Source organism: Halomicrobium mukohataei DSM 12286 (assembly GCF_000023965.1).
GTDB lineage: Archaea > Halobacteriota > Halobacteria > Halobacteriales > Haloarculaceae > Halomicrobium > Halomicrobium mukohataei.
In genome coordinates, this window is sequence record NC_013202.1 from 331,702 (window position 1) to 355,832 (window position 24,131).

At 66.6% G+C, this 24,131-nt stretch carries 26 protein-coding genes; 7 read left to right on the plus strand and 19 right to left on the minus strand.

Annotation, left to right across the window (positions count from 1 at the left end; genetic code table 11):
- Nucleotides 1–262 precede the first annotated feature (262 nt).
- On the plus strand, nucleotides 263–1,150 hold the full coding sequence (locus HMUK_RS01560; RefSeq protein ID WP_012807866.1) for a redoxin domain-containing protein: 888 nt from the start codon (nucleotides 263–265) through the stop codon (nucleotides 1,148–1,150).
- 9 nt (nucleotides 1,151–1,159) lie between these two features.
- On the opposite strand, the gene HMUK_RS01565 is transcribed toward HMUK_RS01560, so the two are convergent.
- Nucleotides 1,160–1,972, minus strand: coding sequence for an MOSC domain-containing protein (locus HMUK_RS01565; protein WP_012807867.1), 813 nt, complete (start codon nucleotides 1,970–1,972; stop codon nucleotides 1,160–1,162).
- Between the two features lie 86 nt (nucleotides 1,973–2,058).
- Between HMUK_RS01565 and HMUK_RS01570 the strand changes: the two genes are divergently transcribed.
- Nucleotides 2,059–2,835, plus strand: coding sequence for a hypothetical protein (locus tag HMUK_RS01570; RefSeq protein WP_012807868.1), 777 nt, complete (start codon nucleotides 2,059–2,061; stop codon nucleotides 2,833–2,835).
- Between the two features lie 37 nt (nucleotides 2,836–2,872).
- Here HMUK_RS01570 and HMUK_RS01575 read toward each other — a convergent pair whose 3' ends face one another.
- Complete coding sequence (locus HMUK_RS01575) at nucleotides 2,873–3,067, minus strand: cold-shock protein (protein WP_012807869.1); 195 nt, start codon at nucleotides 3,065–3,067, stop codon at nucleotides 2,873–2,875.
- Nucleotides 3,068–3,273: 206 nt separating this feature from the next.
- Between HMUK_RS01575 and HMUK_RS01580 the strand changes: the two genes are divergently transcribed.
- On the plus strand, nucleotides 3,274–3,471 hold the full coding sequence (locus HMUK_RS01580; protein WP_012807870.1) for a hypothetical protein: 198 nt from the start codon (nucleotides 3,274–3,276) through the stop codon (nucleotides 3,469–3,471).
- Here the strand turns inward: HMUK_RS01580 and HMUK_RS01585 are convergent.
- The 5 genes from HMUK_RS01585 to HMUK_RS01605 form a co-directional block, all read right to left on the minus strand.
- Nucleotides 3,428–4,408, minus strand: a complete 981-nt coding sequence (locus tag HMUK_RS01585; RefSeq protein WP_012807871.1) for a 5,10-methylenetetrahydromethanopterin reductase — start codon at nucleotides 4,406–4,408, stop codon at nucleotides 3,428–3,430. The two genes, HMUK_RS01580 and HMUK_RS01585, sit on opposite strands and share 44 nt — an antisense overlap.
- Before the next feature lie 2 nt (nucleotides 4,409–4,410).
- Complete coding sequence (locus HMUK_RS01590) at nucleotides 4,411–5,163, minus strand: coenzyme F420-0:L-glutamate ligase (RefSeq protein WP_012807872.1); 753 nt, start codon at nucleotides 5,161–5,163, stop codon at nucleotides 4,411–4,413.
- A gap of 90 nt (nucleotides 5,164–5,253) precedes the next feature.
- Nucleotides 5,254–5,499: a hypothetical protein gene (locus HMUK_RS01595; RefSeq protein WP_049940710.1), complete on the minus strand. Its 246-nt coding sequence runs from the start codon at nucleotides 5,497–5,499 to the stop codon at nucleotides 5,254–5,256.
- 227 nt (nucleotides 5,500–5,726) lie between these two features.
- Complete coding sequence (locus tag HMUK_RS01600; protein ID WP_126967043.1) at nucleotides 5,727–6,617, minus strand: ArsR/SmtB family transcription factor; 891 nt, start codon at nucleotides 6,615–6,617, stop codon at nucleotides 5,727–5,729.
- An 83-nt stretch (nucleotides 6,618–6,700) separates the two neighbouring features.
- Nucleotides 6,701–7,189 (minus strand): metallophosphoesterase family protein, encoded by a 489-nt coding sequence (locus HMUK_RS01605; protein WP_012807875.1) that lies wholly within the window; start codon nucleotides 7,187–7,189, stop codon nucleotides 6,701–6,703.
- Nucleotides 7,190–7,295: 106 nt separating this feature from the next.
- On the opposite strand from HMUK_RS01605, the gene HMUK_RS01610 reads away from it, so the two are divergent.
- From HMUK_RS01610 to HMUK_RS01620, 3 genes are all read left to right on the plus strand, one after another.
- Nucleotides 7,296–7,601 carry a DUF7471 family protein gene (locus HMUK_RS01610; RefSeq protein ID WP_012807876.1) on the plus strand — a complete coding sequence of 102 codons (306 nt, stop codon included), beginning with the start codon at nucleotides 7,296–7,298 and terminating at the stop codon, nucleotides 7,599–7,601.
- Between the two features lie 99 nt (nucleotides 7,602–7,700).
- Nucleotides 7,701–8,246: a nitrous oxide reductase accessory protein NosL gene (locus tag HMUK_RS01615; protein WP_012807877.1), complete on the plus strand. Its 546-nt coding sequence runs from the start codon at nucleotides 7,701–7,703 to the stop codon at nucleotides 8,244–8,246.
- A gap of 65 nt (nucleotides 8,247–8,311) precedes the next feature.
- Nucleotides 8,312–8,842, plus strand: coding sequence for a winged helix-turn-helix transcriptional regulator (locus HMUK_RS01620; RefSeq protein WP_012807878.1), 531 nt, complete (start codon nucleotides 8,312–8,314; stop codon nucleotides 8,840–8,842).
- A 54-nt stretch (nucleotides 8,843–8,896) separates the two neighbouring features.
- Here HMUK_RS01620 and HMUK_RS01625 read toward each other — a convergent pair whose 3' ends face one another.
- The 10 genes from HMUK_RS01625 to mutS form a co-directional block, all read right to left on the minus strand.
- On the minus strand, nucleotides 8,897–9,727 hold the full coding sequence (locus tag HMUK_RS01625; RefSeq protein ID WP_012807879.1) for a hypothetical protein: 831 nt from the start codon (nucleotides 9,725–9,727) through the stop codon (nucleotides 8,897–8,899).
- On the minus strand, nucleotides 9,724–10,443 hold the full coding sequence (locus HMUK_RS01630) for an ABC transporter ATP-binding protein (protein ID WP_012807880.1): 720 nt from the start codon (nucleotides 10,441–10,443) through the stop codon (nucleotides 9,724–9,726). Before HMUK_RS01630 ends, HMUK_RS01625 begins: the two co-directional genes overlap by 4 nt.
- Complete coding sequence (locus HMUK_RS01635; RefSeq protein WP_012807881.1) at nucleotides 10,440–12,356, minus strand: NosD domain-containing protein; 1,917 nt, start codon at nucleotides 12,354–12,356, stop codon at nucleotides 10,440–10,442. Before HMUK_RS01635 ends, HMUK_RS01630 begins: the two co-directional genes overlap by 4 nt.
- 127 nt (nucleotides 12,357–12,483) lie before the next feature.
- Nucleotides 12,484–12,810, minus strand: a complete 327-nt coding sequence (locus tag HMUK_RS01640; RefSeq protein WP_012807882.1) for a hypothetical protein — start codon at nucleotides 12,808–12,810, stop codon at nucleotides 12,484–12,486.
- Nucleotides 12,811–12,970: 160 nt separating this feature from the next.
- Nucleotides 12,971–14,023, minus strand: a complete 1,053-nt coding sequence (locus HMUK_RS01645; protein ID WP_012807883.1) for a phosphate signaling complex PhoU family protein — start codon at nucleotides 14,021–14,023, stop codon at nucleotides 12,971–12,973.
- Nucleotide 14,024: 1 nt separating this feature from the next.
- Nucleotides 14,025–14,930, minus strand: coding sequence for a phosphate ABC transporter ATP-binding protein PstB (pstB, locus tag HMUK_RS01650; RefSeq protein WP_012807884.1), 906 nt, complete (start codon nucleotides 14,928–14,930; stop codon nucleotides 14,025–14,027).
- A gap of 5 nt (nucleotides 14,931–14,935) precedes the next feature.
- The gene (gene pstA / locus HMUK_RS01655; protein ID WP_012807885.1) at nucleotides 14,936–16,558 is read right to left on the minus strand and encodes a phosphate ABC transporter permease PstA; all 1,623 of its coding nucleotides are present in this window, start codon (nucleotides 16,556–16,558) and stop codon (nucleotides 14,936–14,938) included.
- A complete protein-coding gene (gene pstC, locus HMUK_RS01660; protein ID WP_012807886.1) occupies nucleotides 16,558–17,610 on the minus strand; it encodes a phosphate ABC transporter permease subunit PstC in 1,053 nt (350 codons plus the stop codon). Before pstC ends, pstA begins: the two co-directional genes overlap by 1 nt.
- A 48-nt stretch (nucleotides 17,611–17,658) precedes the next feature.
- On the minus strand, nucleotides 17,659–18,789 hold the full coding sequence (locus HMUK_RS01665) for a PstS family phosphate ABC transporter substrate-binding protein (RefSeq protein ID WP_012807887.1): 1,131 nt from the start codon (nucleotides 18,787–18,789) through the stop codon (nucleotides 17,659–17,661).
- Nucleotides 18,790–19,001: 212 nt separating this feature from the next.
- Nucleotides 19,002–21,758, minus strand: a complete 2,757-nt coding sequence (mutS, locus tag HMUK_RS01670) for a DNA mismatch repair protein MutS (RefSeq protein ID WP_012807888.1) — start codon at nucleotides 21,756–21,758, stop codon at nucleotides 19,002–19,004.
- Nucleotides 21,759–21,870: 112 nt separating this feature from the next.
- Here mutS and HMUK_RS01675 point away from each other — a divergent pair, with 112 nt between their 5' ends.
- Complete coding sequence (locus HMUK_RS01675; protein ID WP_012807889.1) at nucleotides 21,871–22,206, plus strand: thioredoxin family protein; 336 nt, start codon at nucleotides 21,871–21,873, stop codon at nucleotides 22,204–22,206.
- A gap of 419 nt (nucleotides 22,207–22,625) precedes the next feature.
- Here the strand turns inward: HMUK_RS01675 and HMUK_RS16550 are convergent, their stop codons facing one another.
- Together HMUK_RS16550 and HMUK_RS01680 are read right to left on the minus strand one after the other, a co-directional pair.
- A complete protein-coding gene (locus tag HMUK_RS16550) occupies nucleotides 22,626–22,997 on the minus strand; it encodes a type II toxin-antitoxin system PemK/MazF family toxin (RefSeq protein ID WP_079979636.1) in 372 nt (123 codons plus the stop codon).
- Nucleotides 22,994–24,031, minus strand: a complete 1,038-nt coding sequence (locus tag HMUK_RS01680) for a hypothetical protein (protein WP_223270967.1) — start codon at nucleotides 24,029–24,031, stop codon at nucleotides 22,994–22,996. The genes HMUK_RS16550 and HMUK_RS01680 overlap by 4 nt, the downstream gene beginning before the upstream one ends.
- Between the last annotated feature and the right edge of the window lie 100 nt (nucleotides 24,032–24,131).

The window sequence follows — 24,131 nt, forward strand, 5'->3', positions numbered from 1 at the left end:
AACTGCGACAGTGTAGACGTATTCTAGTATACACTCGTATCCCACAGTATTCGGCGGTGAAATGTCCCTTCACACATTCGGCTCTCGAAATCTGCGTGCGTTCTCTCGGGTCGTCCAGAAGTGCGAGTCCCTCAATATCAGCGCGGCGACGTAAACAGCGAATGTGATCACTGTGTCTTGGCGAACTGGTGTAAATGCGACCGCGGTCGGAAGAAAAACATTCGTAGAATTTAACCTGTTGCCGCGAATTAGGTGAAACGATATGGGTGGTCAACAGTTCGTAACGGAGTTCTCGCTGCCGGGGGTCGTCGACGGTGGGATCGAACGGGTGAACGTCGGCTCGTGGATCGGCGATTCGATCGTCGTCCTCGTGTTCTATCCCTCCGACTTCGGGCCGCGGTCCGGACAGAGCGCCGCGCTGTTGCGCGCGGTCGACGAGCTAACGGGCGAGACCGACGCCAGAGCGGTCGGGATCGCGCCCGAGTCGGTGTACAGTCACCGGCGGTTCGCCGCCGAGGCAGACGTGGACGTAGCCCTGGCCAGCGACGCCGACGGGTCGGTCACAGAGGCGTACGGGGTGGCCTCGACCGGCGAGGCCGGCCAGGTCGTCACCGAGCGGTCGCTGTTCGTCGTCGACTATCGCGGTGTCGTCGTCCACGAGTGGGTGGCCTCGGACACCGGCGCGATGCCGGAGTTCGAGCGACTGCGGACGCGGCTGCGCTCGATCACGCCCGACGGGTCCGCACGGGGGTGTTACCGCACCGGCTACGCCCGGTATCGCGAGGGGCGGCGCTACCTCTCTAGCGGGCTCGAACACTGCGAGGCCGGCGACTGGGGGCTCGCCGCCTCCGCGTTCGACGAGGCCAGCGAGGAGTTCGGCGACGCGACCAACCGCTTCACGAAGGGGCAGGGACTGGCCGACGGGGACGATATCAACGAGAACAACAGCCGAGGGCGGGTCGTCGCCACGAAGTACTGGGAGGCCGCCGAGTGGCTCGCCGGTTTCGCCACGGCCGCGAGCAAGGACAACGTCGAGGCCCGCGAGGAGAACCGCGAGGCTGCCGAGCAGGCACTACGGGAGGTCCGAGACGTGACCCTCCCCGAACCGGACGCGGCGTCGAAGACCGCCACCGGGAAACACCACGCGTAGTCGACCCCGCTACTCGACGATCGACACCTCGTCGCCGACGCGGATCCGTCCACCCCGGTCGCGTTCGGGGACCCGCGAAATCAGCATGACCGTGTAGTAGTGATCGAAGGCGTCGGGGTCCGCCCAGTCGGGGAAGGTCGCCTCCCGGCGTTCGACGAATCGCTCGCGGAACTCGGGCGTCGGCTCGCCCGTCTCGGGGTCGCGCTCCGGGACGACACAGCGGCCACACGGCGTCACGCCCTCGAACCGGACGCCCTCTGTCGGCCCAGAACCCGTTTCCGTGTCGCCGGCCCCGCTACTGCCGACCGCGAACGCGGGCGCGTCCGCGCCGACGAAGCGGTCCTCCCAGAAGGGCGGGACGCCGCTGACCTCGACGTTGGCCCGGAGCCGGCGGCGCGCGCCCGCGACAGTCACGTCGTCGAACCACGACGCGACGGTCCGGAGCGTCGCCGTCGAGACGATCGAGGGACCCATGTCTCGTCGGTCGACGTATCCCAGTTCCCGGTCTCGTTCGAGCGTGAACTCGGCGTCGAACATCGACGAGAACCACCGGCTGGCGCGCTCTGGCTCCTCGTCGAGCGCGAACCGCTCGCGCTCCTCGTCGAATTCGACCGCCAGTTCGGACCGTTCCACGTCGAACTCGGTCGCGACATCGTGGACCCGGGCGGTCCGCTTGCCGTTGAGCACGTCGCCCGCCTCGTCGAACAGCGCGAACTCCCGGTCGTGTCTCAGAGTGCCCCCCGGCGTCACGGTCGCCTCCCTGCGGGTGACGCCGTCGAGTCCCTTCACCGGATAGACGGTGAGGCGCTGGATCTGTGCCATGGGTGTGTGATCGGCGACGATCCCCTTGTACGCTTTGTCCCGCCGTGGCAGTCAGCTTTTTGTGACACTCCACTCACCACCCGGCCATGGCACAGTCGACAGCCGACACGCCCGAGTGGGGTATCGGTGGACTCGCGACACAGGCAAACACCGCGTTCGCGGCGGGCGCGGTCGTCGTCCCGCTGGCGGCGCTGGCGGCCGCGCTGGCGAGCAACGACGTGCGGGCGTTGACCTACGTCCACGTGATGGCCGGCGTCCTCTGGACGGGCATCGACATGTTCATGGGTGCGGTGTTGGGTCCGGTCGTCGGCAGTCTCGACCCGAAACAGCGGGCGGACTTCTTCGGGCGGTTCACCCCGAAGATGACGTTCCTGATGCCGGCGCTGGCGGTCGTGACGATAGCCGGCGGGATCGCGCTGGCCCTGCGGCTCACGACCTTCGCCTACGCCGACCAGTGGCTCGCGGTGTTTACCGCCGTCAACACGGTGCCGATCGTCCTCCTGTTGGCCTATCAGTTCGACGCACTCGGCGACCGGCGTGCCCTCGCCGTCCTGGGGGTCGCGGTCGTCGGCTCGGGGGCGTACCTCGCGACGACGCTGCCGGGCACGTCGCTGGTCGCGATGGTCACGACGACCTCGCCGTGGCTGCTCGCGGCGCTGGGTATCGTCACGGTCCTCGGGCTACAGGGCTTTGGCGTCGTTCTCCCCGGCGAGATCCGGATCTACCGACAGATCGCGTCCGAGGAGCCCGACACCGAGCTCATCGGCGAGATCGGTATGCGAAACGCGAAGCTCGGGGGCGTTCAGGGCGTCCTGCAGCTTTCGATCGTCTTCGTGATGGTCGGGCTGCGCTACCTGTCGTAGGTGCACTGCGAAAAATCGCGCTGAAACGGCGGCCGTCTTACTGGCGGACGACGTTGGTCGCGCGGGGGCCTTTGTCGGCCTGTTCGATGTCGAATTCGACGTCAGTACCTTCTTCGAGGTCAGGGCCGCCCACGTCTTCCATGTGGAAGAAAACGTCGTCGTCCGCGTCCTCAGTCTCGATGAATCCGTAGCCGCCTGTGTCGTTGAAGAAATCAACCGTACCGTTTGCCATTACGAATATACGGAGGGGCGGGGGAGGGATAACGCTTGCGAGAGTCGTGGTACCACGACCGTCGGGCCCAAGATCGACGATGTCGCTTCCCAGACGCGTCGAGAAGCGACCGTTCCGCGAGCGGACCGTAGCCCCACGTGCGTACAGAGAGACGATACAGACCGCGAGCCGGCAGTGTAAAGTACATCCCGGCGAAACTGCGGCGTATGCAAGCGACAGTCGGCGAACTCGTCTCCAACCTCGTGACACACTTCACGAACGATCCGCTCGCACTGCTGATGGCGCTGGCCGGCGCAGCGTTCGTCGGCGGCGCGTCGCTGTTTTTCGGCTACCTGACACTCGGCGCGGTGGCAGATTTTATCACGCCAGACGTGTCGAACGAGCCGCCGAGCCGAGCAAACTGATGGCCGTCTCCAGCTCCGGACCCAGCGGGGACGCGAAGACGACGCTGTCGGCGTAGTCGAGCAAGGCGTCGGTGCGCTCGGCCACCGTCTCGGGCGTGCCCGCGATGCAGAACGCGTCGATCATCGCCTCGCTGACGGCGTCGCCGGCCGCCCGGAACTCGCCGGCCGCGATCGCGTCGCCAACTTCTCGTGCCCGCTCGGCGTCGAGGTCGTGGCGGTCTAGGACCGGCGGCGGAGAGCCGGCGGCGATGAAGGCGACGGGGATCCGCGCGGCCTCGCGGGCGGCCGCGCCGTCCTCGGCGACGGAGACGCTGGCGTAGGCCGCCAGGTCGAACTCGCCGCGCGCGTCGGGCCGGTCGGCCTCACCTTTCGCCGCCTGCTCGCTGGCCCATTCGAGGTCGCGGGGGTGTGCGCCGTTGTACAGCGCACCGTCGGCGTGCTTGGCGGCCATCCGGGTCATGTGTGGCCCCTGGGCACCGACGTAGACCGGGATCTCGCCCACGTCGTAGTTCAGACCGGCGTCCCGGGCCTGGAAGGTCCCGTCGTGGTCGACGCGCTCGCCGTCCCACAGTCGCTGTGCCACCTTGAACGTCTCCAGGACCCGCCGGAGCGGCCGGTCGTGGTCGAAGCCGAGGTTCGACAGCGTCGCCTCGTCGCCGGGACCGACGCCGAACAGCGCCCGGCCGCCGCTCACCTCGGAGAGCGTGGCGACCCGAGACGCGAGCGTCACCGGGTGAGTCTCGTAGGGGTTCGCGATGCCGGGACCGACCAGGAGTTCGTCGGTGGCCTGGGCCATCGAGGACAGCGCCATGAACTGGTCGCGGTTGTTGTAGTGGTGGCTGGCCAGCACGGCGTCGAAGCCCTCCGCTTCGGCCTCGACGGCGAGTTCGGTCAACGTCTCGACTGGATGTTCGGGGGTGAGTTCGATTGCGTACATAGCTAGTAGTCCCACTCTCTGAGCGCCTGGCGCACGAAGTCGGTCTCGGGGTCGCGAAACAGTTCGTCGCTGCCGGCGTGCTCGCCGAACGCGAAGTCACGGACGACGGCGACCGGGGTCCCGCCCGCGCCTTCGCCGGTGACGAGGTTGGCCGCACCGGCGAGTTCGTCGACCACGGACTGGACGGTGACGCCCAGTTCCCTGCCGTCGCGGTCGTGTTCGCCCCGCCAGTCTCTGGAGGCGGGGATGCCGGCCCAGCCGAGTGCCACGCCGCGCTGGCCGTGGCGAAACGGCCGGCCCGAGGTGTCGGTGACGACGACGGCCGGGTCGGCGTCGAGTCCGGCACGGAGCCGCTCGGCGCTGGCGGTCGGGTCCGCCGGCAGGAGCAACAGGTCCGCGTCGGGGACGTTCGAGCGGTCGATACCGGCGTTGACCGTCGTGTGGCCGAACCGCGTCACGGCCAGCAGGAACGGCGCTTCGAGGACGAGCTCCTCGCTCTCTTCGAGGACGGCCTGGGCGAAGCGTGGATCCTTCTGTTCGTCGGTCTCGGCGGCGATCCGCTCGGCGATGTCGCGTGCCCGGTCGCCCGCTGGAAACGCCGCCAGGTCTGCCTGACGGCCCTCGGCCTTCGAGACGACCGTGCTGGCGACACAGACCACGTCGTCGTCGCCGATAGCTGCGTTGGCGTCGATCAGCGCTGCCAGGTCGTCACCGGGCCGGATCTCGGGCAGCCCGTCGACCGCGAAGACCTCCATACACTGTCTGTGTGGGGAACCGGAAAAAGCACCGCGATAGGGGAAGACGCTGCCAGCGTCGGCAATCGTTGCCGCTGTCTGATCGAAGCGCTATCTGGTCGTGCCGGGGACGACCGTCGTCCGGCGACGCGGGCTCGTCGCGGGCCGGCGTGGACGGGCGGCTCTGGCGAGGAGCGCGACGATCAGGGCCGCCAGTACGAGGGCGATGCCGGTCAGCGGGGCCGTCGCGATCGCGAGGAGAACGGCCATGACGGCCAGATAACCGAGGAGACCGGCAGCTGTCAGTGACTGTCCGGGATCGGGGCGTCGTCGTTCGTGTGGTGAGTGAGACTTCATCGTATATAGACGGAGGGACCACACCGACATAACAGTAACCAGAATGATATTTCTGTAACGGGGATTACTGAAAATCTCTACACCGACACGTGTCCACAGACGCCAGTCGACGCGGAGATCCTCGCCGGGGGGAGAAACGCCCGTCGGCGCGTCCCGACAACTGTCAGGTCGAGTGAATGTTGGGGCGGCACAGTAGCGAGACGCGCCGTCCCGGACGTGGCCCCCAGTCAGCCGTCCCGCTCGACGGCGACCACGTCGAGTGTCTCGTCGACGACGAGGGTGAGCGTCGCGTCCCCGGCAGTGTACGTCATCGTCGCTCGCACGGGATCGCGCTCGCGGAACCGCGACTGCTCGTGTCCGACGGCGTTGAACGCCCAGAACGGCCGTTCGCGAACGTCGATCCCGTGCTCGTAGAAGAAGCCGCCGACGACGGGATGGTTCAACAGCGCGCCGCCCAGATCCGACGTGATCTCGGAGCCACAGCGCCCGCAGTCGTACCGGGCCATCGGCAGTTCCTCGAACGTCGTCGGGAGGTCGTCGCGGGCGGCACGCGTCTCAGCGGCCGGCACCACGGTCGCCGTGATCGGTCCCTCGCAGTGCCAGCAAAAGCCCTCGCCGACGTGTGCGAGGATCGTCCGGAAGTAGCGGCTCGCGACGGCGGGTATCTCCGAGCGCTCGTGATCGGCGAACACGCCCGGCGGGACGCCGGAGGTCGAGGTGCTCGGACAGTCTCCACACTCGATGCGGACGGTCTCGTCCTCGTAGTACAGCGTTCGCTCGCCGCCACAGGCCCGACAGGGCTCTGCGAGCGGGATCGGCTCGATCGACCCCTCCATGGTGTAGGCACCGACCTGGATCGCGCCGACGATCTGCTCGCCGGCCAGCGTCAGCGTGTAGCCGTCGTCGGTCTGTCTGACGAACCGGTCTCTGAGCTTGTCGAGGTGGTAGTTGAACTGTCCGGAGTCGGCCATCCCCACCTCCTCGCGCAGGTCCGAGAACGTCGCAGATCGGCCGTCCGCGTCCCACAGCGCGAGCAGAATGTCGACGCGTGTCCCATCGGAGAGCGCACCGAACACCGTTTCCGGGTCGGCGGTCTCGACGAGTCCGGGCTCGCTCATGTCGGGGAGATTGAGGGGCACCGTCATAGGCGTGGTGGGGCCAGTAGACCGACACCGCCACGCGAGAGCCGTTCGAGAGCGTGTCAGAGTTCGTGTCGGCGGACGGTGAGGTCGCCGTCCGCCGCGGTGGCGGTCAGCATCGTCGCGCTGGTGGCCGGCGACGCCGCCGTCGCAGAGCCCGGATTCAGCAGGCGAACGCCCCCACGAGTCGTGTCCAGCACCTCGTGTGTGTGGCCCGAGATCCCCACGGCGTCGGTCCCGCCGTGTTCGCGGACGAGGCGGGCGACGCGGTCCTCGTACCCGCGTTTCGATCCGGTGCCGTGCGTGACGACGAACGAGACGCCGCCGAGTTCGACCGTCGCCACCTCCGGCAGCCCGACGGCCGGGTCGGTGTTGCCACGGACGGCCGTCAGCGTGTCCGCGAGGTCCCGTACGTCGGCGACCGTGCTCTCGGCGTCGAAGTCTCCCGCGTGGAGGACGTGGTCTGCCGCGCGGATTCGCTCGCGGAACGGGTCGGGAATCCGCCTGGCGCGGGACGGAACGTGTGTGTCGCTGACGATTGCGATCTCCATACGCGGGCTTGGCTGCGAGCGGCCGAAAAGCCAGTGGTCGCCGGCCCGACGCCCGACCCCGGTCGAAAACGATACACCGACGACGTGCGAACGACCACCACGAGAGATGGTCTCCGCCGTCGGTCCGTGGCTCGACACCGGCGAGGCAGCGGTGCTGTTCGCCGCCCTCGCACTGGCGACGATGGGGACGATCGCGCTCTTTCTGGTGGCGTGTGCGGCCGCCTGGCGGCGTCGAACGACGACGTACCTGCTGGTGACGGCCGCGATCGGACTGCTGGTGTTGCGGTCGATCGTCGGCTTCGGAACGGCGCTGGGCGCGGTGGCGATGCCGGCCCACCACATCGTCGAGCACACCTTCGACTTCCTCATCGCGCTGTTCGTGCTGGGGGCCGCCTACGCCGTGGGCGAGTGATACTCGTCGGCCGTGGTCGCGTCCACCGTCGTCGTAGCGGACGAGCGTTTCGAGGGACGCACCACGAGCGACTTGGTGGGCAGGCGCGTGCGGTGACGTATGGACGCGACCCTATCACGGCGCGAGCTGCTCGGCGCGACGGCGCTGGGGCTGCTCGCCGGCTGCCAGAGCCAGACGACGCCCGAGCCAGTGACACTGGACGGGACGGAGAGCTGCGACCACTGTGGCATGGTGATCGGACAGCAGTCGGGACCGGTCGGCGAGACGTACTACGAGGACAACAGCCCGGCGGGCCACGACCCACCGACTCGGTTCTGTAGCGCGGTCTGTACCTACCGCCACCGCTTCCAGACCGAACAGCGAGGCTGGACGCCGACCGTCACGTATCTGACTGACTACAGCAGCGTCGACGGCGAGGTCGGCGAGACGGACGGAACCGCCCTCCTCACCCGACACCTCGACGCGTCGGCCTTCGCGCCGACGACCGACGTGACCGTCGTCGTCGGGGCCGACGTGGAAGGCGCGATGGGGCCGGCGCTGGTCCCGTTCGGCGAGGCCGACGACGCCACCGCGTTCGCCGAGGAACACGGCGGCCAGACCGTCGCCGCGACGGACCTCTCCAGGGAGGCGGTCGAGCAGGAGTGATCCCGGAAACTGAGAACCGGGGACAGGCAATTTATGCATCGAGACGTACGACGGGACGACACCGAATGTCGACAGTCAGAGAGCAGGTGCGCGAGTCCGTCTCCGCGAACCCCGGGATCCACTTCAACGAACTGACCCGCCGCCTCGACATCGCGACGGGACAGGCCCAGTATCACCTCCGGAAACTCGTCCGAGCCGGCGACATCAACACCGAGGAGATCCGGGGTCGAACGCACTACTTCGACCGGGAGCACGACCCCTGGGAACGGCGCACGATCGCGCTGGTCCGCCGGGAGACGACGCGATCGATCGTCGGACACCTGCTGGAAGACGGCCCGCTGGCGTCGGTCGAACTGGTCGACCGCCTCGACGTGGCCCGCAGCACCGTCTCCTGGCACGTCGAGTCGCTGATCGAGGCCGGCGTCGCCGAGAAGTCCTACGGCCAGCGCGGCCGGGCGGTCGTCGCTCTGACGCGGCCGACCGAGACCCGACGGCTGTTACAGACCGTCGAGCCCTCGCTGGCCGACCGGCTGGTCGATCGGTTCAGCCGACTCGTCGACGACAGCCTCGGTCGGGACGGCTATAGTAACAATTGAAACGATTTACACACCGATCGCACTGCCGTCGTGCGATCGGGTGTGCATTGATTTTCAATGGCTACGATAGCGGAATCCCGCCCACAGCGTCGCCAGCGAGAGGCCACTGGCCCACCAGAACAGCGACGCGACGAGGGCGAGCCCGGTCGGGACGAAGCCGGAACGGCCCTCGAAGGCCACCGAGAGGACGTGTTCGAACACCAGCCCGCGGTACGCGCCCGAGGGTGTCAGGGCGAGGACGGTCCCGAGTGCGGACTCGTCGAGGAGACCGCCCCCGAGCGCGGTGAGGACGGTCACGTCGGTGCCGGCGACGACGAGGAGGAGTCCGAGCAGACCAAGCAGGATCGCCCGGCGGCGGGAGTTTGCGACCGCCGATAGCGCGAGCGCGACGGCGAGTGTGACCAGCCCCAGCAGCGCCGTCAGCGCGACGAAGCGGACGTACAGCGACACCGAGTCGACGCCGCGGTGGCTCGCGAGCACCGTCGTCTCCGGACCCGCGGTCGTCGCGACGTGAGCCCCGAGGGCCAACAGCGGGACGACGACGGCCGCGAGCAACGCGACCGCTCGACCCGCGTACACGCCCGCGACGTAGGTCCACGGCGAGAGCGGGTAGGTTTCCAGTACCGCCGGCTCGCCGCGGGCCGTCGCGTCGGCGAGGGCGCGATAGCCGATCGCGAAGGCGGCGGCCGGAACGAGCAGTTCGACGACGACCAGCACGTCGACGACCGTCGGCACGTACCCGCCCGAGGGGCCGCCGCCAGCGCGGGCGACGCCGAACGCGAGCGCGGCGACGACGGCCGCGAGGACGAACACGACCCGCGTCCGAACCAGTCCCCGCACCTCGCGGCCGAAGACGGTCCAGAAGCGATCGAGCGCGCCGGTCACGACTCGTCACCCCCGTCGACCGCAGTCGTCGGCTCCGACAGCAGATCGGTAAACGTCTCGTGGAGCGGGCCACCCGTCCGCTCGCGCAGCGCGGCCGGCGAGCCCCTCGCCGCGACGCCACCGGCCTCGACGACGACAACGTGGTCCGCCGTCCGCTCGACCAGCGAGAGCGCGTGCGAGGTGAGCAACACGGCCCGCCCGTCCGCCGCCAGCGAGTCGATCACCCCGAAGATCCGATCGCTCATCGCCGGGTCGAGTCCGCTCGCGGGTTCGTCCAGCGCGAGGATCGGCGGATCGCCAGCGAGTGCCTGTGCGATCCCGAGCAGTCGCGTCATGCCGCCAGAGAGCGCCGAGACGCGCCGGTCCGGGACGGTGTCGAGCCCGACGCGTTCGAGCAGCCGGTCCGGGTCGTCCTCGACCAGCGCGGCGTAGAACGCGATCGTCTCCCTGACCGTGTCGTCGGGCCGGAACGTCGGACGCTGCGGGAGATAGCCCACCTGTCGGCGGGCGTCGGACTCGCCGTAGTCGACGGTGCCCGCGTCGGACCGTTCGATCCCCAGCAACACATCCAGCAGCGTCGTCTTCCCGGAGCCGTTCGGGCCGATCAGCGCCGTCACGCCGTCGGTGGGCACGTCGATTGACACGCCGTCGAGAGCGGTCACGTCACCGTAGCTTCGACGGAGGTCCGTCGCCGTGAGCGCAACGTCGTCGGTCACGGCGAGACACCCCCGTCGGTCGTCTCGTTAGTCGCCGTCGCCAGGAGTCTCGGGTTGGCCGGCTCGGTCAGGGGAGCCGTGTCGACGATACTGGCCGACCTGAATCCGGGTGTCGTCCCCCGGAGAGACCGAAGCGCGTGGACGCTGGGTGCCTCGCTCAGCACCACCGCGGCGTCGCTCCGGTGGAGCCGTCGATCGACCGAGTCCGTCGGCGAGTAGGGACGTGACAGCGCCTGACCGCCCTCGTCGAGGTCGTACGCGCCGCTCCAGTAGTTCCCACGACCGTCGTGCGTGTAGATGCGCATGGGTCCGGGCCTGCTCGTGGCGTGGCGATCGTTGGCGACGAAGTCGTTCTCGACGACCCGGTTCGACGGGACGATCGTCGCCGCCGTCACGCCGACCGCGTTGTCGGAGAGGACGTTGTGCTCGTACAGGGACCGACCGGCGTTCGTCGAGAGCCCGCGCTCGGTGCCGACGACGACGTTGTGGCCGACGTAGCTCCTCGAACCCGCGGTGAGGATGCCGCTCCTGGCACGGCGAACGTCGTTGCCGACGATCGCGTTGCCCGAGGGGTCCGTCATGACGACGATCCCCGCGTGGCTCTGGTCGCGCACCTGATTGTCGGCGATCAGTGCGTCGGAGGTGTACATCAGATGCGTACCGAAGCGGTTGCCTCGGAACGTGTTGTTCCGGAGCACGGTCCCGTCGGCCCGGTGTAAGTAGACGCCGTCGCGCCCGTCGGTAAACGTCGAGTGCTGGACGACGATCGGCTCGTCCATTCCGACGACGCCCATGAATCCGTCGCGCCAGTCGTCGGTCCCGTCGACGGTGACGTTCTCGACGACCGCGCCGGGCGTCCCGACGAGGACGAACCCGCTGGCCGGCGTCTCGACGGAGACGTTCGCGACGAAGAGCCCGGAGACGTTCGTCGCCGCGACGGCGGCGTCGCTCTGCCCGTATCCCCGGCGGACCGGTGCGTCCCAGGACGAGTCGGCGTTCGTCGGTTCGCCGACGGTCGCGTTCCCGACGCCGACGATCTCGAAGCCGACGACGCCGACCCGATCGGCGGTCACCCGGAGGACCGTCCCGTCGCCGCCGCCGTCGAGTCGGGTGCCCTCGCCCCGCAGCGTCACCGGTTTGTCGACGGTGACGTTGCCGACGGTGGTCGCCGTCGGGACCCTGATCGTCGTGTTCGGCGGCGCGCGGTCGATCGCGGCCCGTACCGTCGCCACGTCGCGGCCGACGACGACCGAGACCGGACGATCGCGGCGCTCGCGGGCGGCCCCGACCCGCTCGTCGGCTCGCGACGCTCGCTGCTCGACCTGTGCTCGGACCGCCGCGGCGGGGTCGTCTGTCGTCGGCTCCCGAGCGCGGACCGTCTGCCAGTCGACGACTCGGCCGCCACAGTCCCCGGTGAAGGCCTCGGCGTCCGCGCGGTCCTCGAAGGGGACGATCACCGGCCCGGCAGGGCTGCGTGCGTCGCTGTCGACGACGTAGTGGGCGGTTTCGGCCGGCGTCCACTCTGGGGTGGCCGACGCCGAGAGCGAGCCGCCGGCCGAGCAGTCCACCGAGACGCCGCCGTAGTCGGAGACGTACACCGCGAGTGGGAAGCCGAACTGACTGGCGCGGGCTGGCGCGTCCAGCGCACTCACCAGCCGGTCGATGCCGGGGTAGCCGACCACGTACCGGAACTGCGAGTAGAAGACCTCCGCACGGGGGACAGAGGCCCCCTCCGCACGCGCGATCTGTTCGGCTTCCATCGTGAGGCCGACGCCAACCGTCTCGTCGTACGCGACCGGCTCGGGGCGGGCACTGCCGGCGTCGGCGGTAAACGCAGCGGTCACGACGACGGCGGCGACCGCGACGAGGGCGATCGCGAACCATTGCCAGCCAGTCGCCTCAGAGGTGATCATGAACTGGCTGCCGACACGACCCCCAGCCCCAAACGTCGTGTGGTGTGCCCGTCGAAACAGGCGAGAGCAGCGGCCGATCGGTGGCCGGCAGGCCGCAGGGCGACGGTGCGGCGGGCCAGATCGGCGTTTACTCGCCGAGACGGGGACCCGGCTTCCAGGTGTTGCCTTCGAGCACCACCAGGTCGTACCGCTCCAGGACCTGCATCGTCTCGACGACGGCCGCGGCGTCGTAGTCGGCGGCCATCTCGCCGGGCAGTTCGTCGGCGATGGCGCTTCGGGTGCCACCGCCCATGCGCTGGACCGTCTCCAGGAGCGTTTCGAGGTCGCTGGCAAGCGGGGCGAGCGCGTCCGGGCGACTCTCCTCGGATTTCAGCTTCGACACGACCTCTTCGTACCGGCCGGTGATCTCCATCGACACGGATACGTCCTCGTCAGTCGACTCGTCCTCTGACATACCCGAACCGACGGGTAGATAGATCAAAAGCGTTTCCACACGCCGCCATATCGAAACAGGCCGGAGAGATTCGTTTTCACCAGCCCATATTTGTCAGCCACTCGGCGGAATCGAGGGGCAGAGTGAGTGGACGACGCCGGTGGCGTCGGGCATAGCCGAGTCAGCTTCCCGCGTCAGAGGCCGCGTCGACGGCGCTGCCCTCAGGCCCGGAGTGGAAAGCGTCCCGGTGGTCCCCGCGGCGGACTGCGCCACGGAGTCCCGCTTCGGCGATGTTGCCGCCGTGCTCGGCCGTTCGACGGAGGCTATCGAGGACGCGGACGAGTCTGTAGTCGCCGTCCGCGCCGTCGACCAGTCGCCGCTCGATCGCGGTCGCTCGCTCTCTCACGCCGTCGCGACGGTCGAGCACGTCCCGGGCCGCCCCGGCAGCCGTCCGATCGACGACGACGCCGACGCCGTCCTCGACGACCGTCCTGGCCCGTTGGGCGAGGTCGGTGAGCGCGTCGACGGATTCGGCGGGTGGCGCTTCGAGCGCCGCCGCCGTGGTCGCGATCCGCTCTGCGTGGTCCGCGACGCGCTCCAGTTCGCAGGCGGTCCGCCAGCAGTCGAGCAGTTCGGGCCGCCGCTGGCCCAGGGCGTCGACCTCGTCGAGGCGGGCGAGCGCGCGTCCGAAGTGGCGATCGACCATCGCGGCCAGCCGGTCTGCCTGGTCGTCCCGGTCGGCGATGTCCGGGCCGCCGTCGCCGTCCAGGGCAGCCGTCGCGTCGCGGTGCATCGAGAGGGCGACGAAAGCGAGCTGGCGGACGGACTGGGGGATCGACACCTCGGCGGCGTCGACGAGGCTCTGGACCGTGATCTGAGCCGCCGTGCGCTCGTCGATCGTCACCCCGGTCATCGTGCGAGTCACCGACTGGATCCGGCGGGACTGTGCGTCGGTGAACTCGCCGGCAGCCTCGAATCTGACCGTCGACGCGCCAGCGGCGTAGGCCGCCCGAAGCGTCTGTTCGAGGTGGACCGGGCGCTGGTCCTCGACGGCCACCTCGACGCGACCGGCCCCGTCGTCGGTCTCGCGGGCCTCGACGACGAGCACGCCGTCGACGTGCGTGTGGAGGTCGACGACGGAGCCGGCTTCGAGCGACTGTTCCCGTGCCCACGACTTGGGGAGCGAGACGGTGTAGGTGCCGCCGCCGACCGTCTGGATCTTGCGAGAGTCCATGTTACCCGAACTTGCCGGTGATGTAGTCTTCGACGCGCTGGCTCTCGGGATTCTCGAAGATCGTGCCGGTGTCGTCGTACTCGACGAGTTCCCCGCCGGTGAGGAAGACCGCCGTCCGGTCGGAGATACGGGCGGCCTGTTGCATGTTGTGGGTGACGATGACGACCGTGAACTCCTCGGCCAGCTCCTCGATGAGGTCCTCGATCTTCGAGGTCGCGATCGGGTCCAGTGCCGAGGCGGGTTCGTCCATGAGTATCACGTCGGGGTCGACCGCGATCGCTCGTGCGATACAGAGACGCTGCTGTTGCCCGCCGGAGAGGTCCAGGGCCGACTTGTCGAGCTGGTCTTTGACCTCGTCCCAGAGGGCGGCTCGCCTGAGCGACTCCTCGACTTGCTGATCGAGATCGACCTCGCCGTCCCGGCCCTGTACTCGCAGGCCGTAGGCGACGTTGTCGTAGATGCTCTTGGGGAAGGGGTTGGGGTGCTGGAACACCATGCCGATCCGGCGACGGAGCGCGACCGGGTCGATATCTTGCTCGTACACGTCCTGGCCGTCGAAGCGGAGTTCGCCCTCGATACGGGCGCTGTCGACGAGGTCGTTCATCCGGTTGATGCACCGGAGAAACGTCGACTTCCCACAGCCCGACGGCCCGATCATCGCGGTGACCTGTCTGGCGGGAATCGCCATGCTCACGTCGTCGATAGCCTGCAGGTCATCGTAGTACACGTCCAGGTTCCGGGATTCGATGACCGTCTTGCCCGAACTCGCTGAACGACTCCCCGAGCCCTCGACGGAGATATCGTGATCGACCAGTGGGTCCCCCGAGGGATCGAGCGTGTTCGAAGCGGTGTCGGTCGTCGTTGCACCGTCGATGCCGTCGTCGGTAGCGATTTCGTTGTTGCTCATAGGTATCAGGTGTCTCGCTCGTATCGATTCCGGACGATGACAGCCGTCGCGTTCATCACCAGCATCAGGGCCAGCAACACGATGGCGGCCGCCGGCACCACGCCGTGTCTGAACTCCGGCAACGCGCTGGACCTCGCAGCGTAAATCTGGAGCGGCAGCGCGGTCGCCGACGAGAACAGCCCCTCAGGCGGCGTGTACGTCGTCGTCGCCACCGCGATCATGACGAGTGGCGCGGTCTCGCCGATCGCACGAGCCAGCGCCAGAATCGTCCCGGTGAGTATGCTCGGAACCGCTTCGGGGAACACCACGTTGCGAAGCGTCTGCCAGCGGCTTGCCCCCATGCCGTACGAGGCCTCCCGGAGCGAGTCGGGAACGGCCCGGATCGCCTCCTGTGCCGAGACGACCACGATCGGGAGAATGAGGAGCCCGAGTGTCCCCGCGGCGGAGACGACGATCCCGGTTCCGAACCCAAGCGTCCGCCGGAACAGGGCGAGCCCCAACAGGCCGTAGACGACTGACGGAACGCCCGCGAGGTTCGAGATGTTCACTTCGAGCAGCGTCGCGAACCGACTGCCCCAGCCCGATTTCGGGGCGTACTCTTCGAGGTAGACGGCCGCACTGATTCCGACCGGAAAGGCGAGGATCGCCATGAACCCGACGACGACGATCGACCCGACGAGCTGGGGATAGACGCCGGCCTCACTCGCAACCCGCCCGTGCCACGACTCCAAGAGCAGCGTCGGCGTCAGATAGCTCTCCAGACCCTTGATGGCGAGCTGTCGTTCGAGCGTGGCACCCGCGAGCACGCCGCCGATGAGCACGAACGGTCCGAGGACGCCGATTCGACCCTCCGAGTTCGTGCCGACCGTCGAGCCGACGACGTACCCCACCGGGACCACGAACGTCGAAAAGAGCACGACCCAGAACGACGGATCGGTACCGACACCGAGTAGCCCGCCAGCGACCAGGAACGCACTCAGAAGGACGGCCGCTGTGGCCATTATACCATGCCGGGGCGACCAGCGACGCGCCACGACGAAACCGATGATGCCGGCGACCGGAAGCGTCGTGATTCCGAAATACGCGATCCACTGGGCCGCGATACCGACGACCGGGCGAACGAGGCCGTAGAGCAGCGCAGCGACACCGAGGCCGAGCACGGCCGCCACCGGTATCGCGGGACCGGTGTACGTCCGCTCGTCCGTCGTGCGACCGTACACACCGACCAGCAGCGGAGGGATAGCTCCGAACAGCAGGTAGATGAGCACGTCGTACGGACTCACGGAGTCCGCGACGACGTAAGTGACGAGGCTGACAGCCAGCCCGCCGAACACGACGGCGAAGGCCTTCGCGTTCACGGCTCGGACGGCCGTGTCCCGTCTCGCGTACCACGTGAACGCGGCGGTCGGGGCCACCAGCGTCCCGAAGTACAGGAGATACCACTGGGCCGAGGCCGTCAGGGGCTGAAACGTGTCGAACGCGATGTACCCGAACAGGATCAGTAACGACACGATACCGACGAGCGTCGCGCCCAGCAGCGCCGCCTCGAAGAGCTGGCCTTTGAGCTCTCGAAGCCGGGTGCCGCTCGCTTGACGCAGTTGGTCGACGCCCTCGTCTTGGGTCGCCATTATTCGTAGGCCTCCCTGAAGCGGCGACGAACGAGTTCAGCCAGTACGTTCATCGTGAGTGTGATTGCGAACAGTGTCATGCCGAGGGCGAACATCGCTTCGAACGTGGGCCCCGTTCCGAGCGAGTCTGCGCCCGCGATCTGTACCATCGCCGCGGTCATCGTCTGACTCGACTCGGCGAGGTTCTTGAGGACGTTCGGGAAATAGGGCATCTGCGGGCTCATCCCCATCGCCATCGTCACCGCCATCGTCTCGCCGATCGCCCGCGACAGCGCGAGGACGTACGAGGCGACGATGCCCGAGGTCGCAGACGGGACGACGACCTTCGTCGAGACGTCGAACTTCGTCGAGCCGAGCCCGTAGGCCGCTTCGCGGAGGCTGTCGGGAACCGCGCTGAGCGCGTCCTCGCTGATCGAGGAGACCATCGGGATGATCATGATCCCGACGACGATGCTCGCGGACAGCGCGTTGAACGTCCGCAGCGACGGGACGACGAACGTGAACTCCGGGAGGGCGAGGACGAACCCCGAAATCGCCGGAAGCCAGTCGGGAACGGTGAGAATCTGGATTCTCGACGGGATTACCGTGGCGTCGATGGGAAGAAAGCCATCGATCAGCGGCGTCACGTACACGAGCGCCATGTATCCGTAGATGACCGTGGGCACACCGGCAAGGACTTCAAGTGCCGGTTTCAGAATCGACCGCACGCGCTCGCTCGCGTACTCGCTCAGGTAGATCGCGGCCGCCAGCCCGACGGGCAACGCGATGAGCGCCGAGCAGACGGTGACGAGCAGCGTCCCGCTCACGAGCGGCAGCACGCCGTATTCACCGGCGATCTTCGGACTCCAGTTCGTTCCCGTGAAGAAGGCGATCGGTGAGATCTCACTCCAGAACGTGAGCGCGTTCACGGAGAGCGCCAGGATGATACCCACGGTCACGAGGATCGTGAGAACGGCACTCCCCGCGATCAGCCATGCGTACAGTCGCTCCTTGCGGGCGACGAACTGGTTTCGCTGGAGTGAATCAGAGACAGACTGTGATTCGTTGCTCATAATACTGAAATTGGAGTGGATGTTCGGCGCTCTCTTCGACCGATCAGGTCACCTGCTGAACTCGTAGTCGCCAGCGATGCCCGCTTCGAGGTTCGCGAGGTTGTCCTCGACCATCTGGTCGCTGGAGGGGACGTAGCCGACGTCGCTGGCGATGTAATCCTCGTCGGCCTCGTTGACGTAGAAGCGGATGAACTCCTGGAGGTGGGTCTTCTCCTGGAGCTTGTTCATGTTGGCGTAGAAGAACAGCGGCCGGGCGAGCGGGTAGTTCCCGCTCTGTGCGCCTTCGAGACTCGGCTCGACCGGGTCGTTCCCGCCCTCGACGAGGCCGAGCGCCTTGACCGAGTCCGGGTTGTTCGTGTAGTACGCGAAGGGGAGGTACCCGAACGCGTACTCGTTGCCGGAGACGCCCTGTGCGATCAGGTTGTCCTCCTCGGTCCCCTCGAAGTCGCTGCGGATCGGCTGGTCCGACTCGGTCTCGCCGATGACCGCCTCGATGAAGTAGTCGTAGGTTCCCGACGTGCTCGCCGGACCGTACAGGTCGAGCGGCTCGTCCGGCCAGTCAGAGTTGACGTCACTCCACATTTCGGGAGCGGTGTCCGGTGACCAGATGGTCTTGAGATCCTCCAGTGAGATCTCGTCGATGAAGTCGGCGTCGTTGTTGACGACCACGGTGAGCGCGTCCTGAGCGACGTAGAACTCGACCGGTTCGATGCCGTTGTCGCGGCAGCGCTGGAGCTCTTCGTCTTTGATCGGGCGGCTCGCGTTGTTGATGTCGCTGTCGCCCGGGATGAAGACGTTCTCGAAGCCCCCGCCGCTGCCGTCCGGCGTGATGTTGAACCCGACGCCGTCGCCGTACTCCTCGTTCCACAGTCGAGAGACCTCCTCGGCCACCGGGTACACCGTGCTGCTCCCCGAGATTCGGACGTCTCCCGAGAGCGACGCCCGGTCGACGTTCGAGTCGTCGCCGCTACCACCGTCGCCGCCGTCGCCGCTGTCGCCACCGTCACCGCTGTCGCCGCCGTCGCCACCGTTGCCACCGTCACCGCCGTCGCTCTCGGCGTCACCCTGTTCACTTCCGCTGGTACAGCCTGCGAGTCCGGCAGCACCAACCGCGCCAGAGGTCAGTATGAATTTCCGCCGTGATACCAGATCAGACAGTCGCGCTGACTCGCGTGTCATCACCAGAAACCGGACGGAGGATTACTAAACTCGTTTATAATAGGGGTACTTGACGGTACGTTCGTTTCGGTTCGGTACGTACCGATACGATCCCAATAGAGTCCTATATATCGATGGGTACCACCGGGTGGTCGTCTCCGGATGCTGGCGGTACGAACAGGAGACAGACCGCCGAGACGACGGCGTTTTGCAGACGGTTACGGCCAACAGAATCAGTCCGCGATGTCGTCCTGTAGTCGGGCGAGCGCGTTCATCGCTTCGATGGGCGTCATCGTCGCCACGTCCAGCTGTGCCAGCCGCTCGCGGAGCGGGTCGGCGTCAGGTCCGCTCTCGTCACCGGTCGCCGCCTCGACGACGGCGTGGCCGTCGGCCGACGCCGACGGCGGCTCGCTCGCCGGAGCCGACGCCTGGGCCACCGCGCCGTTTTCGGCGTCCGAGGACTCGCTGCGCTCGTCCTCGCCGCCCGCGTGTCGCTCCGCTCCCGCTCTCGTTTCCGAGGACTCGCTTCGCTCGTCCTCGCTGGCCAACACCGTCCGAGAACGCTCGACCACCGAATCGGGCACGCCGGCCAGGGCCGCGACCTCGATCCCGTAGGACGCCGCGGCCGCGCCGGGGGCGACGCTGTGCTCGAAGACGACGCCGTCGCCGTCGTGGCGCGTCTCGAAGTGGCGGTTGCGGACGCCGGGCAGTTCGTCGGCGACGGCCGTCAGCTCGTGGTGGTGGGTCGCAAAGAGCGTGTACGCCCCGATTTCGTCGTGGACGTGTTCGGTGACGGCGCGGGCGATGGCGAGCCCGTCGGCCGTCGAGGTCCCCCGGCCGACCTCGTCCAGCAGGATCAGCGAGTCGCTGGTCGCGCCCTGGAGGATGTCTGCGAGTTCGGTCATCTCGATCATGAACGTCGAGCGCCCGCCGGCGATGTCGTCGCTCGCACCGACGCGGGTGAACACGCGGTCGACGATCGGCAGGTTCGCCTCGCGAGCGGGGACGAAACTCCCGGCCTGTGCCAGCACGCAGATGAGCGCGATCTGGCGCATGTACGTCGATTTCCCGCTCATGTTGGGGCCAGTGAGGATCGTGAAAAACGAGTCCGGAGTGAGGCAGGCGTCGTTGGGAACGAACGACGCCTCGGCGCGCTCGACAACGGGGTGGCGGCCGGCCGTCACGTCGATGGCGTCCCCGCCGACGCTGGGTCGGCAATAGTCGTGGGTCGCCGCCACCTCGCCGAAGGCCACGAGCGCGTCGAGCGTCGCCAGGCGGTCGGCCAGCGCCTGCACGCGCTCGGCCTCGGCCGCGATCGCCGCTCGTACCTCACAGAACAGGTCGTATTCGAGGTCGTCGGCGGCCGTCTCTGCCCGGACGATCTCCTCTTCGCGCTCCCTGAGTTCGGGCGTGACGAAGCGCTCGGAGTTTTTCAGCGTCTGGCGGCGCTCGTAGTCGTCGGGGACGCTGTCGAGGTTGGGGTCGGTCACCTCGATGTAGTAGCCGTGGACGGAGTTGTGCCCGACCTTCAGCGAGTCGATTCCGGTGCGTTCGCGCTCGTTGATCTCCAGGTCGTCGATCCATCGCTTGCCCGACCGCTCGGTCTCGCGCAGCGCGTCGAGGTCGTCGTCGTACCCCTCGCGGATCACGTCACCCTCGGTGACTTCCTGGGGCGGGTCCGGACAGATCGCCGCCTCGATCTCCTCGCGCACGTCCGTCAGCGGATCGAGCCCCTCGTGAAGGTCCGCGAGCAGGGCGCTGTCGGCGTCGGCCAGTTGCTCACGCACGTCGGGGACGACTGCGAGCGTGGCCGCCAGCGAGCGCAGGTCCCGCGCGTTGGCTCGCCCGCGCGAGACGCGAGAGATCAGCCGTTCGAGGTCGTACACGTCCGCGAGCAGGGCGTGGAGTCGCTCGCGGCGCTGGAGCGCTTCGACGAGTTCGGCGACCGCCTCGTGGCGGCGTTCGATTCGGTCGGCGTCGAGCAGCGGCCGACGCAGCCAGTCGCCGAGCCGTCGCCGGCCGAGCGCGCAGGCGGTCTCGTCGACGGTGTCGACCAGCGTGCGCCCCTCGTGGCCCCGCACCGCCCGGCGCTCGAACAGTTCGAGGCTGTCGAGCGCGACGGCGTCCAGCAGCATGTACTCGCGGGGGTCGTAACGCGTGAGGTGCGTGAGATACGTCAGTTGCCCGCCGTCGTCGTCTGCGATCTCGTCGCTCGTGCCCGCACCGCCCCCGCGGGTGTACTCGGCGTACGCAAGCAGCGCGCCGCAGGCTCGCACCTCCAGGTCGTCGGCCAGCAGCGCGTCCGGGTCGCCGAAGTACGTCCGCACTCGGTCGGCGGCGTCCTCGAAGGCGAACACCGACTCGTCGTACGGCGTCACCATCGCCGCCGCCTCGAAGACCCGATCCTCGTCCACGTCGACGCCGGGGCCGACGATCGCCTCCGCGGGTGCGAACCGACCCACCTCGTCGGCGACGGCGTCGACGGCGTCGGCGCTGGTCGCGTAGAAATCGCCCGTGGACACGTCCAGCAGCGCCAGCCCGTAGCGGCGGCCGTCGGCGGTCAGCGCGGCGACGTAGTTGTTGTCCGGCGAGTCGAGCAGTTCGTCCTCGGTCAGCGTCCCCGGCGTGATGATCCGCGTCACCGCCCGGTCGACGACGCCGCTGACCGCGTCGGGGTCCTCGACCTGGTCCGCGATGGCGACGCGGTAGCCGGCGTCGAGCAGCGTCTCGACGTAGCTCTCGGCGTTGTCGATGGGGACTCCGGCCATCGCGTACTGCCCAGTGGAGTCCTCGCGCTTGGTCAGCGTGATCTCACAGAGCCGGGCGACCCGCTCGGCGGCACCGCAGAAGGCCTCGTAGAAGTCCCCGACCTGAAACAGGACCAGCGAGTCGTCGTAGGCCCGACAGAGCTCGTAGTACTGGCGCATCATCGGCGTCAGCTCGTCGGCCCGCTCGGCCATCTTCTCGGGAGGTCCCAGCGCCGCGTCCATACCCGAGAGGGAAGCCCCGCCCGCCCAAATATACTGCGGGTCGGCGCGGTGTCTCGGCCGCCGAGGCGAACGACGGGGACAACCGTATGCGTCTGGGCGACCAAAGAGAGGTATGTCCACGGAGACACAGCCCCGTCCCCACCTGCTCGACTCGAAGCCGGCGCTCGACGACCTGATCGCCAGCGAGGAGCGGCTGCTCGTGGAGTTTCACACGAAAGGCTGTTCGCTGTGCGAGGCGATGGCCCCGGTACTCGACGCGGTCGCGAAGGGGACCGACGCGACGGTCGCGACGATGAATCCCCGCGACGATCCCGTCCTCGTCGACGAGTACGACGTGCGGTCGGTGCCGAAGCTGTTGCTGTTCGTCGACGGCGAACTCGTCGAGACGCTCGAAGACGGGTTCGTCCCGGTCGACGACGTGCGCGCGTTCGTCACCGAAGCCGAGTGATACTGCCGGCTGTCACTGTTTCAGAGCGCGTCGTAGAACCGGTTGCAAACCCAGTCTTTCAGTCGAAAGTGAGTGGATTAGCCGGTAAGTGGGTTTGCTCATTGACCACTGGATTTCCTACCAGGTTTGATGATATTCGGTTCGGCCAGCAAGATACACAGCGCGCATTCAACATGCCGTAACGAGTGAGCGTAAACAGAGAACTGTGAAGTATATTAGCGGTGACTCGGTGGAGAGAGGGTTGATGGAGGATCCGATCAACTCCGATCCCCACACGTATACGAAGACACCGAAGACTTCTACTATCTCTTCAACGCTGAACTGATAGGTACGACCGATAGACGGCCTATACCGAGAGTATAACAGTTTGTGCTTGAAGCCGCACTACCGTGGGAATATCTATCGGCCGGTATCTAAGTCTAGCAGTGGAACAGTGTTCCGAGTTTGTTTTGGATGTCTTCCATGTGTTTCGGTGGGATTTTGCCTAATCTCCACGAATTGCTATCGTCATCATTTGCCTTTACTCGCTCTGCGAATGACACGGTCGTGATGAGATTCAGAATTACTACTGAATCTTCATCTAATCCATTGACAGTACCTGGCAACTGCACCTCTCGAGCCCAACTCTGCCTGTCTCTTGAAGAGACCGGTGCCACAACCACACCCCTATCCTCATCGCTCGGGTGTTGCACGACTACAGCAGGATGTGGGTCCTCAAATTCCCCCGGCGGGGATTCTTCGCTGTCGATGAAATTGACGTGAATGAGGTCTCCATACTCGGGAAAGCTCATTCTTGCGTAACTTCTCCTTCTGCCCTCTTGATAGCTTCTACACCCGTCCGGGAAACCGCATTCAGAAGAGACTCGTCTATAGATTGTTCCTCAGTCTCGCTATTTCCCTGAGGCTCCGACGGTTCTCGATCCGGGTCAAGGTCGGAGTTCCCTCGCCGATCTCGAATTGAGTCAAGCTCATCAACCCAAGATCCGCCCCGGTACGTTTTTACGGTAGCCTCTACGCTGGGCCGAAGGGAGTCAACGTTATCGCCACGCATCGTCTTCAATGAGACCTCCTGTGCAACGAAGTCCCAAATCGTGCTGTAGAATTTCCGAACTGCATTGCTGATGAATGCATCTTGCCCCGAAGATAGTTCTTCCATAGCGTCTGCCTCAGCGATAACGCTGGTGAGGACCTTTTGGTACTCTCTCAGCGGCTCGGTAGTATGCTCTAATTCTTCGTGCTTTGCCACCTCATTGATAACGGGAGTGAACCGCTTCTCTAGTTCGTAGTAGTAGTGTGTGGAGTCCTCGTGCCAACTCTCGTCATCCTTGATTTTGTCGAGAGTCTGCTGAAGACGCGCACTGGCAATATACAGGTCAGTATATCGCGCCGCATATCGGTCCCTTGGGGCGTATTTGGCGTAAAAATCCTCCAGATACTCCTTAGTGTTCTCAGCTGTCACAATCTTATCGAACTCCTCGCCGAGTTCTGAGATGAAATAGTAGGCAAACTCCTCGGTTGAGAGAGAATCTCTTGTCGGTAGCCGAGACTCCTCAAGATGCGAGATCTCGCTCCCCGGTGCTGGCATCAGACTTGCATTATGGTCGGAAGTAACGTCCTCTGGAGCGGGGCCGTATTTATACCAGCCAAAGGTCAGGCCAAGGTCTCGATCTTCGTTGACGATGTACTGAAGCTTGTTTAGACGAATCTTATCGAGCCTGATGTCCTCCTCCGCAAAGCGCCCTCGTTCCTTGCCTAGGAAAAGAGCGTATTGGATTCCCTCTTTAATATCAGCAAGGAGGGATTCCTCGTCGCCGCTAGTGAGCATACCATAGATACGGATCTGAGAGTACTTTATATCTTGCATGTTCTCTCTTTTTGGGAATATGAGAAAATAGCAATTAGAGGGACTAATAGAGCTATTCTAG

Bases quoted from the DNA above. Each gene is read 5' to 3' on its own strand.
- HMUK_RS01640 (WP_012807882.1), bottom strand. From the start codon at position 12,810: ATGTCAGAGGACGAGTCGACTGACGAGGACGTATCCGTGTCGATGGAG.
- HMUK_RS01635 (WP_012807881.1), bottom strand. From the start codon at position 12,356: ATGATCACCTCTGAGGCGACTGGCTGGCAATGGTTCGCGATCGCCCTC.
- HMUK_RS01580 (WP_012807870.1), top strand. From the start codon at position 3,274: ATGCAAGCGACAGTCGGCGAACTCGTCTCCAACCTCGTGACACACTTC.
- HMUK_RS01665 (WP_012807887.1), bottom strand. From the start codon at position 18,789: ATGACACGCGAGTCAGCGCGACTGTCTGATCTGGTATCACGGCGGAAA.
- HMUK_RS01620 (WP_012807878.1), top strand. From the start codon at position 8,312: ATGTCGACAGTCAGAGAGCAGGTGCGCGAGTCCGTCTCCGCGAACCCC.
- HMUK_RS01615 (WP_012807877.1), top strand. From the start codon at position 7,701: ATGGACGCGACCCTATCACGGCGCGAGCTGCTCGGCGCGACGGCGCTG.
- pstC (WP_012807886.1), bottom strand. From the start codon at position 17,610: ATGAGCAACGAATCACAGTCTGTCTCTGATTCACTCCAGCGAAACCAG.
- HMUK_RS01565 (WP_012807867.1), bottom strand. From the start codon at position 1,972: ATGGCACAGATCCAGCGCCTCACCGTCTATCCGGTGAAGGGACTCGAC.
- HMUK_RS01590 (WP_012807872.1), bottom strand. From the start codon at position 5,163: ATGGAGGTCTTCGCGGTCGACGGGCTGCCCGAGATCCGGCCCGGTGAC.
- pstB (WP_012807884.1), bottom strand. From the start codon at position 14,930: ATGAGCAACAACGAAATCGCTACCGACGACGGCATCGACGGTGCAACG.
- mutS (WP_012807888.1), bottom strand. From the start codon at position 21,758: ATGGACGCGGCGCTGGGACCTCCCGAGAAGATGGCCGAGCGGGCCGAC.
- HMUK_RS01680 (WP_223270967.1), bottom strand. From the start codon at position 24,031: ATGCTCACTAGCGGCGACGAGGAATCCCTCCTTGCTGATATTAAAGAG.
- HMUK_RS01570 (WP_012807868.1), top strand. From the start codon at position 2,059: ATGGCACAGTCGACAGCCGACACGCCCGAGTGGGGTATCGGTGGACTC.
- HMUK_RS16550 (WP_079979636.1), bottom strand. From the start codon at position 22,997: ATGAGCTTTCCCGAGTATGGAGACCTCATTCACGTCAATTTCATCGAC.
- HMUK_RS01595 (WP_049940710.1), bottom strand. From the start codon at position 5,499: ATGAAGTCTCACTCACCACACGAACGACGACGCCCCGATCCCGGACAG.
- HMUK_RS01605 (WP_012807875.1), bottom strand. From the start codon at position 7,189: ATGGAGATCGCAATCGTCAGCGACACACACGTTCCGTCCCGCGCCAGG.
- HMUK_RS01610 (WP_012807876.1), top strand. From the start codon at position 7,296: ATGGTCTCCGCCGTCGGTCCGTGGCTCGACACCGGCGAGGCAGCGGTG.
- HMUK_RS01675 (WP_012807889.1), top strand. From the start codon at position 21,871: ATGTCCACGGAGACACAGCCCCGTCCCCACCTGCTCGACTCGAAGCCG.
- HMUK_RS01600 (WP_126967043.1), bottom strand. From the start codon at position 6,617: ATGAGCGAGCCCGGACTCGTCGAGACCGCCGACCCGGAAACGGTGTTC.
- HMUK_RS01585 (WP_012807871.1), bottom strand. From the start codon at position 4,408: ATGTACGCAATCGAACTCACCCCCGAACATCCAGTCGAGACGTTGACC.
- HMUK_RS01575 (WP_012807869.1), bottom strand. From the start codon at position 3,067: ATGGCAAACGGTACGGTTGATTTCTTCAACGACACAGGCGGCTACGGA.
- HMUK_RS01645 (WP_012807883.1), bottom strand. From the start codon at position 14,023: ATGGACTCTCGCAAGATCCAGACGGTCGGCGGCGGCACCTACACCGTC.
- pstA (WP_012807885.1), bottom strand. From the start codon at position 16,558: ATGGCGACCCAAGACGAGGGCGTCGACCAACTGCGTCAAGCGAGCGGC.
- HMUK_RS01560 (WP_012807866.1), top strand. From the start codon at position 263: ATGGGTGGTCAACAGTTCGTAACGGAGTTCTCGCTGCCGGGGGTCGTC.